The organism is Anaerolineales bacterium (genome assembly GCA_015075625.1).
Taxonomy (GTDB): domain Bacteria; phylum Chloroflexota; class Anaerolineae; order Aggregatilineales; family UBA2796; genus UBA2796.
Genome location: JABTTZ010000003.1, coordinates 413,870 through 426,795 on the forward strand (window position 1 = coordinate 413,870; position 12,926 = coordinate 426,795).

The following is a 12,926-nucleotide window of genomic DNA, read 5'->3' on the forward strand; positions in this document are numbered from 1 at the left end:
CGAACGTCTGTTCACACCTTGATTGTACCACACATTCCGCATTTTGCAGTACCTTTTTGAGGGGAAAGCGCGTTATAGAGCGTTGTTTTTGTATAACCCTCTCAAACTTGCGATAATTAGAGTGGTGATCCCGCCGCTAAAGTAGCCACCCCTTCGGGGCTTGGAAACCCCCACCCCGTAGGGAATCGCGCCCCGTTTCCCCGCTTGCAGGGAAACGGGGCAGGGGGGATAGGGGTTCTGGGCGAAAAACGTCAACAGAACCTACTCCGATTCGAGGTGAGGGTTAAGATGCATATTGGAATCGTGACCTCGTGGGCAACTGACGTGATTGACGGCAGTGGCACAGCTGTGTTTTTCAATAGTTTTCTTGGTGGGCTGCGCGAACAGGGCGTTCAGGTTGAGGTGATCGCCCCCAATTTTGACAGCACCGATTACCTCACGGTGACGCTCCAACGCTTTTTATTCAATGCCGAACTACGCACCGACCCACGTCTTCGGGATATGGATGTGATCATTGGCTTTGATTATGATGGCTACGCCCTTGACGCGGCAACGCGCCCGCCATTGATCGTCTCTGCCCACTGCCTGTACGCCGATGTCGTCCCCTGGGAGCGCGACCCGATACGGACCATGGTCATGGCGCAAGGGTTCTACGACCAAGTAAACATGGAACGTGGCGACCATGTGACCGTTGCCAGCGCCTATGGAAAACAGCGCATCCAAGAATTATACGGGATTCCAGCGGAAAAGATCACCGTGATCCCGCATGGCTTTCACCACCCCTCGTGGTTTCCCTATGCCGAAGGCGAATCTCACCAAGCAAACGATCATCCGGTGATCCTTGCTGTGGGGAAGATGTTCCCTCGGAAGCGGATTGAACTTTTGTTGCGGGCAATTCCCATCTTGCAGATGGCGTACCCTGATGTTGAGGTGCGTATTGTCGGGAACGGCTTGGAGTGGGATTCCCTCCACGAACTGGCAGCGACCTTGAAGGTCGAAGAGAACCTGACCTGGCTTTCCCACCTCAGCGATGATCGCGCCTTTGCCCGTGAGTGGCAAAGAGCGGATGTGTTCTGCCACCCTAGCAGCCAAGAGAGCTTTGGCTATGTCTATCTAGAAGCAATGGCGCTTGGCAAGCCCATTGTGGCGACGAACGCCAGTGCTGCCCCAGAGGTGGTGGGCGATGCTGGACTGCTTGTGCCGCCGGAAAACCCAGAGGCGTTGGCGGAGGGCATTCTAACCTTTTTGAACGATACCGCACTGCGGGAAACCTATGGGCAGCGCGGGAAAGAGCGCGTGCGGCGTTTTACAGAAAAGGCGATGATCGATGGCTATCTGGGGCTGCTGAATACGCTCACCCATGAGCCTATTGGATAGCAGCGTCCTTCTCGTTCGATAAAAAGGCATTCCATAACCTCACCCATTACCAACCAGCGCATGTAAGGGGTGAGGTAAACCAGCATCAAAACCCCATAACTCAGCCCCGATCTTCCCCGAATCGTTCCCCCGATCTATAATTTTGACATCATCGGCGCTAGAAATGACAAAAAATTTCTAAAAACGGACTTTGGAGGCTTTCCATGGGGTTCACACCCGGCAAAAAATCACGCGCTATCTTGGATCGGGATCAGCAGGTTATCTCCCCCTCGTACACACGGGGCTATCCGTTCGTCATGGGGCGCGGGCGTGGCGCGGAGGTTTGGGACGCCGACGGGGAACGTTTTCTTGACTTCACCACCGGAATCGCCGTCACCGCCACTGGACACAGCCACCCATCGGTGGTCAAGGCAATTCAGGACCAGGCGGAGAAATTTCTCCACATGTCGGGGACGGACTTTTATTACGAGACTCAGGTAGAGCTTGCCGAAAAACTGAGCGCCATTGCCCCCTTTGGCGGCGAACCGGCTATGGTGTTCTTTGGCAACAGCGGCACCGAAGGGATTGAGGCGGCGCTGAAACTTGCCCGTTACCACACCAAACGCCCCCAATACATCACCTTTATGGGCGGCTTTCACGGGCGGACGATGGGCAGCCTTAGCCTGACCGGAAGTAAATACGTCCAGCGTAAGGGTTTTTTCCCCACGATGCCGGGCGTCACCCATATTCCCTTTGCCGATGCCTTCCGCCCTGTGTTGAATATGGAGGGATTCACGGATTATGGGGAGCGCGTTATTGACTATCTTGAAAATACGGTCTTTCGCACGATTGTCCCCGCCCAGGAAGTCGCTGCCGTTTTGGTGGAGTCCATTCAGGGCGAGGGCGGCTATGTTGTCCCCACGCCGGGTTTCTTCCCCGCCCTTCGTGCCTTGTGTGATAAGCACGGTATTTTATTGATTATTGACGAAGTGCAGGCGGGCATTGGGCGGACGGGAAAATGGTGGGGCATTGAGCATTTCGATGTCCACCCCGACATCATCGTCAGCGCGAAGGGGCTTGCCAGCGGAATGCCGCTAGGGGCGATGATTGCCCGCAAAAGTGTCATGACCTGGACGCCCGGCGCTCATGCCAGCACCTTCGGGGGGAATCCGGTCTGTTGTGCGGCGGCGTTGGCAACCCTAAAACTGCTTGAGGAGGGGTTGATCGAAAGCGCCGCACAGATGGGCGATTACCTAATGGGGAAACTGACCGCGATGCAGGCTCGCTTTCCCTTCATTGGGCAGGTGCGCGGCAAGGGGCTGATGATTGGCTTGGATTTCGTGACACAGCCCGGGATGACGACCCCAGATCGGGATTGTCGTGATGCGGTGGTGGACGCCGCCTTCGAGGAACGCTTGCTGCTGCTAGGGGCAGGTCAGAGTGCGCTTCGGATCATCCCGCCGCTGAATATCAGCCGCGAACACGCCGACGAGGGGCTGGCGATCTTGGAGCGGGTGTTGACGCAGGTTGCCCACACCTACCATCCGCATCTCGTCCGCGAGTATGGGGCGTAGGGTCCGCTGATTGCCGGTGATGCGTCGATGTGTAGGGACGCGCTGCGGCGCGTCCGTGATGTTCCCCTGTGGATAGATTGTCAGAAGGCGGACGCCCCAGGGGGCGTCCCTACAAAACCCCTACGACGAAAACCATCTTACCCCTCAAACCACCACGCCGGCTCACGCTCGCCATCGGAGGTTAAACCCCGCATTCCACTCCCATCGGCATAGATCAGATGGATAGAGTGAACGTCCTTCTCTACCCGCTCAAAGGCGAGGTAATTCCCGCCCGGTCCCCATGTGGGGTGGTGCGCATCAACGCCCGCTGGCGTGATCTGTTGAAGGTCGCTCCCATCGGTGTTCATGGTCATGATCGCCCAGTGTTCGCCCCCTTCGAGAAAGCGCTCAAAGGCGATGCGCGTTCCATCGGGGCTGTAGCTTGGGGCGTGGTTGTATCGTCCGGCGCGGGTCAACTGTGCTACCGCTGTTGGGCAGTTCTGATCATCTAGGCATTTCAAATCAACGGTGCAGATGTGTTTCTCGCCGTCGATCACGCCAACAAAGGCAATCTGCTGCTGATCGGGGTGACAGGCTGCCTGTATGGAGAGATTTCCCAACGGAAGAAACTGTATCTTGTCCGTCTCTAGGCTGTGGAGGTGGATACCCGTCCCCTGAATATCATAGAGCATCAGCCGCCCGCTCGGATGCCAAACGGGGAAGGCTGCCGGTTGATCGATGGGGCTGACGGGGCGGGAGCGCATGTCCTCCAAGCGCACCGCCATGATCACGCTGCTGGCATAGGCGACGAACGTCCCCTCAGGATGCCACGTTGGGCTGTGCATTTGCTGTGACCCGTCATCAATGACGGTAACACCCCCGCTTTCAATATCGAGGATATGGAGTACCCCGTTTTTCGTGTAGGCAAGTCTGCCAAGTGTCATAACGTGCTTTGTCCTCGTTAGCGCCGATCAAAGTTTCTGCCGAAGAAGTCCACGACGATAGGACGTATTTCGGGGGCGTCGTAGTTGTAGTGATTTGTGCCGGTGGGAATGGTGATCGTCTTGCCAAAGGGGAGGTTGATCACCTTTACGCTGTCTGTCCCTTGCATGTTATACGACTGCACGGGGAAATGTCCGGCGTTCAGTTTGCTGTGACCCGTCGCATCGCCATAGCCAAAGAATTCATGGACATTGAGCGCCTGATCGTTGGGGGTATAGGTTTGCCCCATCCGCTTGATCTCCGTCCCTAGCGAGCTATTGTAACGCCCACCGGGTTCAAAGAAATCGTTGTTGACGGCGGCTTGCACGGCAAGGTAATTATCGACCTTCACATTGGCAGTGGCGACGCCCTCCATAAACATCCGGTTGCCCAAACTGTGGGCGACAACATTCACGCTGCTTTCGGGATGGAAGGTGTTGTACTGTTCCAAAAGCTGTCCGAAGCGCTGCCCGGTGCTGATGGCGCTTGTGTTCGCCTCGGCATAGCCGGCGTCTTTGGCAAATTTGATACTGCTGGACGCCCAATCGACACCGACAATGACAGGACGCTGCTCTGGCGGCAAATGCCCATACTGCTTGGAGTACCAATCCGCCGCGTTGATGTACCCCGCCTTTGCTTCGGCATCGCTCACGTTGTAACCGTGCGCCATGAAAATCACCGGGCGTCCGCCTGTGTTCAACTCGCGGATGAACTTTTGGGCGTCAAAATTGGGGTTATCCATATCGAGAAGATACAGCGGGACGGCGCCGTTTGTTACGGGCGGGAAGGCGCTGGTCACCTCACCCGGTTTGCGCGTGGGCGGGGCAGGCGCGTTGGGATTCGTCCCGCCGCTTGGTCCACCGCTGCCATTCGCCCCTGAACCCGTCCCATTTGCGCCGCCTTGCCCGCCGAAAAGCCGCCCGGCGTCATCCTCCGCCTCGTGAAAGACCTGAATGATCTTTCCCGTCGCCCCGCTCGCTTCCTGAAGGACATTATCAAGGCGGTAAAAACCGGGGAAGATAATTTCACGCATCTCGTTGACAAAACGAGTAGCCCCTTCGCCCACCCAGCCTCCGGCGGCAAGGGCATCTACACACGACTGAACCGTTTTTGTTAAATTGCTGACCTCATTGGCGTGTTGTTGAAAGGTTTTAACGATTTTCGCCAATTCGTCGTACCGACTTTGAATAATCTGTGCTGTCATAAAACCGCCTTCTCGCGTTGTTCACAACCCAACCTGAGATTGCTCAATCATGCCTCATCCGCATGATTGTGATGATCTTGTTATACTGTATCACAACAATGTTGAAATTTGCCTCCCACAGGGTGCATATTCAGGGCGTTTGGTGGGTGTGTTTTACAATTTCCAGACACCTTTGATCGGATTAGGCTACAATTACAAGCGGATCAAGCACGCTTAAATAACGTCCAACATTATGCTGCTGTCATGATGAATCCTCCCGATCACGAAACGTATCGCGTCCTCGCCCACCGGTCCCTGATCCAACTCCGTGATTGGCGGGGGGGAGCGCCGCCCGTCGTCTTTCTGCACAGCATCACTGCAAATAGCTTATTAGCGCTCCGTTTGGGGGCGCTGCTCTCCCCTCGCTGGCGGGTGATCGCCCCTGATTTACGTGGGCGCGGTGGGAGCGATGCCCCGTTTGGCGAATACAGCCCGCAGGGGCATGTAAAGGATATGCTGGCGGTGCTGGACACCCTCGGTATCGAGACCTTCATCCTTGCCGGACATTCCTTCGGGGCAATGCTCAGCGTCCTCATCGCCGCGCACCACCCAGAGCGGGTGGCAAAAGTGATCCTTTTTGATGGGGGCGCATCGCCCGATCCAACCGCTGCCCAAGCCCTGACGCTCTACTATGATTCGATTCCCTACCGCTACCCAGATAGCGATGCCTATGTGAATCGCTTCAAGGGATCACCCCTTTACCAACCCTGGACAGACGAATTGGAAGCACTTATCCGCAGCAACCTCACCCTTCAGCCAGATGGGACGTACATCCGCAGCATTGCCCGCTATGTTTTGGAGGCAGAGCGCAAACCGGAAAATCTGGTACAGTTGGCAGAACTAGACGCGCTGCACGCAAAGATTGCCTGTCCAGTCTTGATCGTTCGTGCGGGTATGGGGATGTTCAGCGTGGACGATCCGCTGCTGAGCGAGGATATCTTAGCCAAAATGGTCAAGGCATTTCCCAACGCCCGCGCCGTGACCATTCCTGATGCGGGGCATACTAGCCTGATGACAATTCCTAGCACCATCCGCGATCAGGCGTTGATCACATTTTTGGAGCGAGCATAATGGGCGCAAGTTTCGGTGACCACGCACAAGGGCAAGACCTGCGGGGGCAAGATTTACGCGAACAAATTGACGAACTGCGCATGTTCCAACAGATCGATCAGGAATTGGGAGCGACGCTTGATCTCACCCGTGTCTTGACCCTGACGATGGATTGGGCGCTGCGCCGGACAGGTGCCGCCGCTGGCATGTATTGCACCCTGACCACCGATGGCAGCGGCTTGATCCCCGAAGTAACGCTTGGCTACCCCCCAGAAGCGCTCCCTTTTAGCACCGAACACCCCCTTCCCTTAAGCAAAGGTGTGGCAGGACAAGCCGCGCAGACGAAAACCATTCAAGTGGTGATCTCTGATGCAGAAGCAGTCGAACAGCGCCCCTTACTCCCCGGTGGACGGGCGGAAATTGCCCTTCCGTTGGAACTGCGCGGGAGTTTGCTTGGCATTTTGATGCTCCACAGTACAACGACAGACAGCTTTACGCCGACGAATGTCGCCTTCCTAGAGCGCCTTGCCGGGCGGGCAGCCATCGCCCTTGATCATGCCCGTCTTTACCGCGAGGCAGAACGCCAAGCCGACGAAATGGCGGCACTTTTCGCCGCCAGCCGTCTGATCACCGCCAGCTTGGAACGCGATGCGGCATTGGCAAACGCGGCGCAATCGATTGCCACCGTCTTGCGCGTTTCCAGCAGCCTGATCTTAGATTTTCGCCCCCTTGTCAACCAACTGGTGATCACTGCCGCCTACCGCCTCCCCACTGCACGGGCAACCGATTCCCTCCCACCCATTGGGGAAATTATTGAGTTAGAGAACATTCCCGAATATCAGGTGGTGGTTAAAAACCAACGTCCACTGGCATTGACGATTACCGATGGACGCCTTTCCGCCGGGTTGAAGGCGTTCATGATTCTGCGTCGCTATAAGGCGATCCTCCTTGCCCCTTTGATCGTCGTCAGTGGGGCGCAGACGATCAATGCTGATGTGATCGGGGTGATTGTTGCCGGAGAGGGGCGAACAGAGCGCGTTTTCACCCCCGACGAACTCCAAATTGGCGAGGCGCTTAGCAGCCTGATCGCCTCCTCACTGCGCCAAGTTAAGCTCTATGCCGATGTGCGCGAGTTGGAAGGGATTAAGACGCAGATGATCAAGATGGCGTCACACGACCTTCGCAACCCGCTGGGGAATGTCATGGGCTACTTCGATCTCCTCACACGGCTGACCAGACCGCGCCTAAGCGCCGACGAAGTGACCTTTGTTGGCTACATTGACCGATCCTTACAACAGATGAAAGCCCTTTTGGAAGATTTGCTGGAACTGGAACGCATCGAGAGCGAACGCGGTGTATCGTGGGTAAACGTTGATCTTGCCGCCCTGCTAGACGACATCATCCTAGAGCAGAGCAGCAGCGCCCTACTGAAAAAGCACACCCTCACCGTAAAAAAAGAACCCGGTGCGTTCAACGCCTTTGGCAGCAAGCGCCAAATTCGCCAAGCGATTGCCAACCTGATCAGCAATGCCATTAAATACACCCCCGATACTGGGGTGATCACCGTCCGCATGTACGCCCAAAACAAGCGGCTGATTGTCGAAGTTCAAGACAACGGCTATGGCATCAGCAAAGAACGGCAGGCGCGGCTTTTCCAAAGTTTCTACCGCGCCCACGAACCGGGGACAGAACACATCACAGGGACGGGCTTGGGCTTGAGCCTAGTCAAGAGCGTCATTGAACAGCACGGCGGGGAAGTGGGTGTCACCAGCGAGGCGGGTGTAGGCAGCACCTTTACCCTGTGGCTGCCCTTGGCTGCTGCGCTGCGGGCAAAGAGCGGCTAACCCCTGTCGTCCCTATCGAACGAAGGGGTTCGCCGTGTGCGATCAACGAGGGACGAATTCCACCTCGAACAACTTCCCCCAATATTTTCCGGTGATGTAAAACGTCTTTCGTTCGGGGTTATAGGCAATTCCGTTCAGTACCGCCCCGCCATCCATCATCGCCCGTTCCGGCGGGGAGAGCAGCCCAGAGGCGTCGATCTCCGCCGTAACCGCACCGCTCTTTTTGTTGATCTGGATGATGCGGTCTTCAAACCAAATATTGGCATAAACCGAATCCCCAACACATTCCAGTTCGTTGAGGCGCATCACGGGTCGCCCGTCGCTGACAACCAAAACGCGGCGAAGCTCAGCAAAGGTGGTGGGATCGCGGGCGACAAGGTAGGGCGATCCATCGCTCATGTAAAGGGATTCGCCATCGTAACACAACCCCCACCCCTCGCCCTCGTAAGCAAATGTCTCTACCAGATTGAACGTCTCCCGATCATAGGCAAATGCCTTACCCTCGCGCCATGTGATTTGAATCAGCCGATCCCCAACAAGCGCTAACCCCTCCGCAAAATAGTCCGGGGGCAAATCGAGCCGCTTCAATACCTCCCCTGTTTCTGGCTGAACCAGCCGGAGCGTGGACTCTCGATACTGTCCGCCGCTCTCATAAAACAATCCGTTGTAAAGCAGCAAGCCTTGTGTGTAACTGGTGGAATCGTGTGAGTAGGTATTTAGGATGCGTGTGATGAGGCGCTGTGGGGGGACTGCCCGTTTCGCCAGATTATTCAACGCCTCGCAGCCCGTGAGTAGGACAACCATACAAACGAGAATTAGAAAACGGCGGTGCATAAGACTCTAGGACTCTTTCAGAAGTGCGCTTTCTCGATAGTTTCAGCGCGTCTGTGATAGTCTATCCGTCACACACCCGCTGAATATGATCCCCAACACATAGGGGTGTAATCAGGTGATCAGCCCATCTGGGCGGTCAGGTAACTGAGCAAGTCGATCTTCGTCAGAATACCGAGCGGGCGGCGATCTTGGACGCTATCGGGGACGACCACCGCCACCGGGCTGGTATTAAAAACGCTCATCACCGCTTCCAGCGGCATATCGGGCGTCACGGTGGCAATATCCGTATCAATGACCGCCAGTGTTCCAATGGGTTGGTCGCCCGCCCCAATCTGGCTACCCAAGAGGTATTTGAGCAAGCTCACTTCGGAGACCAAACCAAGCAGCCCGCCTTGATCATCCATAACAGGCAATTGCGAGACATCGTTTTCTTTCATCATGGCGACGACCTCCCCCACCCGTGAATGGTTATGGACGGCGATCAAATCGCGGTGCGGCTTGCTGTTCAGCACGTCGCGCACATGCGCCTCTGAGCTAACGGGGTCCAGAAAGCGGTTTTGGCGCATCCACTCATCATCGAAGACCTTGCCCAAGTTGCGGTAGCCAGAATCCGGCAGCAAGACGACAACGAGCTTCTCGTGACCGAGGCTGTTTTCTGTCGCATAGCGCATCGCCCCCACAACGGCGCTTCCCGATGAGCCGCCGCCAAAAATACCTTCTTCTCTCACCAAGCGGCGAGCCATTAGGAACGACTCTTTATCGGCAACAGTAACCATATCATCAATAACACTGAAGTCATAAATGGAGGGGATGAAATCCTCGCCAATGCCTTCAATTTTATACGAGTGCGCTTCCCCCATCTGTCCTGTTTTGAAGAACTCGCGGAGGATTGATCCGAGTGGATCGACGCCGACGATTTGAACTTTTGGGTTTTGTTCCTTCAGGTAGCGCCCCACCCCAGTAATCGTGCCGCCCGTCCCCATCCCACAGACAAACACATCAATCTTACCCGCCGTCTGCCGCCACAGTTCGGGTCCTGTTGTCCGGTAATGGGTTTCCGGGTTCGCCGGATTATGGTATTGGTTGGCAAGCATGGCGTTGGGCGTTTCGGTGGCAATCTGCCGCGCTACACTGTAGTAGCTGCGCGGGTCTTCGGGCATCACATCGGTGGGTGTCACCACTACCCGCGCCCCAAACGCCCGCAACTGCTTGATCTTCTCGATAGACTGCTTATCGGGCAAGACGAACACGCACTTGTAACCCTTGATGGCGGCGGCAATTGCCAGCCCCACCCCCGTGTTCCCTGAGGTTGCTTCAACAATCGTCCCGCCGGGCTTGATCTGCCCTTTCGCTTCGGCGTCCTCAATCATGGCAATGCCAATGCGGTCTTTGACCGAGCCACCAGGATTGAAGAATTCCACCTTTGCCACAATATCGGCGTGAACGCCCCGTGTCACACGGCTAAGACGGACAAGCGGCGTTTCTCCCATTGTCTCTAGGATAGAATTTTTAATGTCTGGTGTCCCCGCAAGGGGTGGCGCGGTCACTGTGGATTGCTGCGTCATAATGAGTTTCTCCCTAAGCCCCTTCCAACGCCTGACGAAGATCGGCAATCAGATCATCAATGTGTTCGATGCCCACACTCAGGCGCACCAAACCGGGATCAACGGCGAAGTCGCTGGCGGCGGTGCTGGCGTGAGTCATGCTGTAAGGGTGTTCAATGAGGCTTTCCACACCGCCAAGACTTTCCGCTAAGCCAAAGAGGTGCGTCCGCGAGACAAAGCGTTTACCCGCCTCCGTCCCCCCATGCAGCACAAGGCTGATCATCCCGCCGAAATCACGCATTTGCCGCTTGGCAAGGTCATACTGAGGGTGGCTTTCCAAGCCCGGATAGTAGACCTCCCGAATGGCGGGGTGGTCTTCCAAAAAGCGGGCGATTTTCAGTGCGTTGGCGCTGTGCCGTTCCATGCGCAAGCCAAGCGTTTTCAAGCCCCGCAGCACGAGGAAGCAATCCATCGGACCCGGCACCGCGCCCGCCGCATTTTGGAGGAATTTTAACTGCCGAAAGTGGTCTTCATCACGGATCATGAGCGCTCCACCGACGACATCGCTATGCCCGCCGATGTATTTCGTTGTGCTGTGAATGACAATATCCGCCCCAAAACGGATGGGCTGCTGCAAAGCGGGGCTGGCAAAGGTGTTATCCACCACAACCAACGCGCCGGCTTCGTGGGCGATCTCGGCAATCTTCGCAATATCCACCAGCACCAAGCGGGGGTTGGTGGGCGTCTCTAGCCAGATCATTTTTGTGTTTGGTTGCAACGCCGCCCGCAGCGATTCGGCGTTTGTCAGATCAAGCCAACGGAAGTTGACTCCATAACGCCGCCACACTTTGTCGGCAAGGCGGTACGTCCCCCCATACACATCATTGATGGCGATCATCTCGTCGCCCGCATTCAGAAGTTTGAAGATCGTATCAATGGCTGCCATACCACTGGCAAACGCCAAGCCATAGGGTGCGGCTTCTAAGGCGGCAAGGCAATCTTCCAGCGCCTTCCGGGTGGGGTTATCCGTCCGGCTGTATTCGTACCCCTTATGAACGGCGGGTGCGGCTTGAACATAGGTAGAGGTCTGATAAATGGGGGTCATAATTGCCCCGGTGGTGGGGTCTGGTGACTGCCCGGCATGAATGGCAAGCGTGTCAAAATGAAGTGAATCGTGATCTTTTTTTACGTCGGTCATGAAAAATCTCCTGAGGACGATTGTACCCTACCCCTTCAAGGGGGGTCACGCGATTGAACGTGTTTATCCTGCCTTCATCGAAAAGGGTAGGGGGATGAGGGCAGATGCCTAACGCCTATAGCATCCTGAGAGAATAAAAATGGCAATCACCCGAACAAGACCATCCCCCATAAAATCCAGAGAGGGGCATAGCGCAGCGGGCGACGTGAACGTCCCCACTGTGCGCAGAGCGCCGCATAAAGCAGAAAACTGATCACCAGTCCGGGCAAAAAGCGGATGATGCCGAACGGCTCACGAAAGGTCGAAAACGGCACGGTGAGGATCAAAGCGGCGTTCAGAAAAACGAGGATGACATAAGGCTGCCAGCGGCGCTGAAGAAGGTCAACGCCGGAGGCAATCAAGGCGTAGATCGTTGGAATGACGACACCGATGATCAAATACGGCGCGAAATAGAGAAAGACGGGGAGACTCTCAGCCGCGATGCGCCAAATGCCATTAAAGGGGATGATCTCGAAGCCCGTTGCCCCCGCCCCGCCAGAGCCGATCCCAAAGCGTCCAAGCCAAAGGTACAGCACGACCTGCCAAAGGGCAAAAGGAACGAAGGCGATCACACCGAGATGAAAGGCATCTCGCCCCCGCCGCTGCGAGAGATAGGCGAGGATATAACCCGCAGCGAAAAACAGGGTGGGTTCTTTCGCCAACGCCGCCAGCGCGAAAAAGACTGCCTGAAACCCTAAACGTCCCCGTTCCCCAAACAAAATGGCGAGAAGGACAAGCCCATAGGCAAGCGGTTCGGTTGTCCCCGCCCGTGTTGCCGCCACGACCCCAGCAAACAAGCCATAAGTCAGGGCGTGCCAACGGTTAACACCCTGCGCGGCAAGCAAGCGTTCCAGCGCCATGACGCCGACAACCAGCATAATCACATCAATCCCTACGATCACCCAGGGGAGAAGGGCATCATTGCCCAAGCTGAGCAGTCTTGCCAGAACGGGATGTAAAATCCGCTGGTAACGGTAGGCGGGATCATCAATCTGGAACTGCTGAAGTTCCACCGCGCCAAGCGGATCGCGGGCGATAAAGTAGGTGAACTGTCCATCATAGCCTTTCCCTTCGGTGCGCACAGGGAAAATGAATTCCCAAACGCCGCGCCCATTAAAGGCGTAAACAGCGCCAAGATAGAGCATCACCACGATAAACACGATATGGGCGGGGCGAATTCGCGCCAAAATACGGGCGAGGGCGGGCGGTAGGGTCATGGGTATTGCTCAAGGGTCTTAACAGCGTCTGGAAAGGAGGAAGTACGGCAAGGGGAGTAATCCCGAC

The 12,926-nt window shown here is 56.2% G+C and carries 10 protein-coding genes; 4 read left to right on the forward strand and 6 right to left on the reverse strand.

Annotated features, from left to right (window positions below):
- The first annotated feature begins 288 nt into the window (after nt 1–288).
- Together HS103_16010 and HS103_16015 are read left to right on the forward strand one after the other, a co-directional pair.
- The gene (locus tag HS103_16010) at nt 289–1,377 is read left to right on the forward strand and encodes a glycosyltransferase family 4 protein (protein ID MBE7514304.1); all 1,089 of its coding nucleotides are present in this window, start codon (nt 289–291) and stop codon (nt 1,375–1,377) included.
- Between the two features lie 203 nt (nt 1,378–1,580).
- Nucleotides 1,581–2,930 (forward strand): acetyl ornithine aminotransferase family protein, encoded by a 1,350-nt coding sequence (locus tag HS103_16015; protein MBE7514305.1) that lies wholly within the window; start codon nt 1,581–1,583, stop codon nt 2,928–2,930.
- A 137-nt stretch (nt 2,931–3,067) separates the two neighbouring features.
- Here the strand turns inward: HS103_16015 and HS103_16020 are convergent, their stop codons facing one another.
- Together HS103_16020 and HS103_16025 are read right to left on the reverse strand one after the other, a co-directional pair.
- Nucleotides 3,068–3,853 (reverse strand): PD40 domain-containing protein, encoded by a 786-nt coding sequence (locus HS103_16020; protein MBE7514306.1) that lies wholly within the window; start codon nt 3,851–3,853, stop codon nt 3,068–3,070.
- A 17-nt stretch (nt 3,854–3,870) separates the two neighbouring features.
- Nucleotides 3,871–5,094 (reverse strand): WXG100 family type VII secretion target, encoded by a 1,224-nt coding sequence (locus tag HS103_16025; protein ID MBE7514307.1) that lies wholly within the window; start codon nt 5,092–5,094, stop codon nt 3,871–3,873.
- 243 nt (nt 5,095–5,337) lie between these two features.
- Between HS103_16025 and HS103_16030 the strand changes: the two genes are divergently transcribed.
- Entirely contained in the window at nt 5,338–6,204 is an 867-nt protein-coding gene (locus tag HS103_16030; GenBank protein ID MBE7514308.1) for an alpha/beta hydrolase, read from the forward strand.
- A complete protein-coding gene (locus tag HS103_16035) occupies nt 6,204–8,027 on the forward strand; it encodes a GAF domain-containing sensor histidine kinase (GenBank protein MBE7514309.1) in 1,824 nt (607 codons plus the stop codon). Before HS103_16030 ends, HS103_16035 begins: the two co-directional genes overlap by 1 nt.
- A 42-nt stretch (nt 8,028–8,069) precedes the next feature.
- Here the strand turns inward: HS103_16035 and HS103_16040 are convergent, their stop codons facing one another.
- The 4 genes from HS103_16040 to HS103_16055 all read right to left on the reverse strand — a co-directional run bounded on the left by HS103_16040 (nt 8,070) and on the right by HS103_16055 (nt 12,859).
- The gene (locus HS103_16040; protein ID MBE7514310.1) at nt 8,070–8,861 is read right to left on the reverse strand and encodes a glutaminyl-peptide cyclotransferase; all 792 of its coding nucleotides are present in this window, start codon (nt 8,859–8,861) and stop codon (nt 8,070–8,072) included.
- Nucleotides 8,862–8,980: 119 nt separating this feature from the next.
- Entirely contained in the window at nt 8,981–10,426 is a 1,446-nt protein-coding gene (locus tag HS103_16045; protein MBE7514311.1) for a cystathionine beta-synthase, read from the reverse strand.
- Between the two features lie 13 nt (nt 10,427–10,439).
- Nucleotides 10,440–11,603, reverse strand: a complete 1,164-nt coding sequence (locus tag HS103_16050) for a cystathionine gamma-synthase (protein ID MBE7514312.1) — start codon at nt 11,601–11,603, stop codon at nt 10,440–10,442.
- Nucleotides 11,604–11,749: 146 nt separating this feature from the next.
- The gene (locus tag HS103_16055; GenBank protein ID MBE7514313.1) at nt 11,750–12,859 is read right to left on the reverse strand and encodes a hypothetical protein; all 1,110 of its coding nucleotides are present in this window, start codon (nt 12,857–12,859) and stop codon (nt 11,750–11,752) included.
- Between the last annotated feature and the right edge of the window lie 67 nt (nt 12,860–12,926).

What these genes read in the sequence shown, in the direction of transcription:
- HS103_16010 (MBE7514304.1), top strand. Translation starts at nt 289, where the DNA reads ATGCATATTGGAATCGTGACCTCGTGGGCAACTGACGTGATTGACGGC.
- HS103_16015 (MBE7514305.1), top strand. Translation starts at nt 1,581, where the DNA reads ATGGGGTTCACACCCGGCAAAAAATCACGCGCTATCTTGGATCGGGAT.
- HS103_16020 (MBE7514306.1), bottom strand. Translation starts at nt 3,853, where the DNA reads ATGACACTTGGCAGACTTGCCTACACGAAAAACGGGGTACTCCATATC.
- HS103_16025 (MBE7514307.1), bottom strand. Translation starts at nt 5,094, where the DNA reads ATGACAGCACAGATTATTCAAAGTCGGTACGACGAATTGGCGAAAATC.
- HS103_16030 (MBE7514308.1), top strand. Translation starts at nt 5,338, where the DNA reads ATGATGAATCCTCCCGATCACGAAACGTATCGCGTCCTCGCCCACCGG.
- HS103_16035 (MBE7514309.1), top strand. Translation starts at nt 6,204, where the DNA reads ATGGGCGCAAGTTTCGGTGACCACGCACAAGGGCAAGACCTGCGGGGG.
- HS103_16040 (MBE7514310.1), bottom strand. Translation starts at nt 8,861, where the DNA reads ATGCACCGCCGTTTTCTAATTCTCGTTTGTATGGTTGTCCTACTCACG.
- HS103_16045 (MBE7514311.1), bottom strand. Translation starts at nt 10,426, where the DNA reads ATGACGCAGCAATCCACAGTGACCGCGCCACCCCTTGCGGGGACACCA.
- HS103_16050 (MBE7514312.1), bottom strand. Translation starts at nt 11,603, where the DNA reads ATGACCGACGTAAAAAAAGATCACGATTCACTTCATTTTGACACGCTT.
- HS103_16055 (MBE7514313.1), bottom strand. Translation starts at nt 12,859, where the DNA reads ATGACCCTACCGCCCGCCCTCGCCCGTATTTTGGCGCGAATTCGCCCC.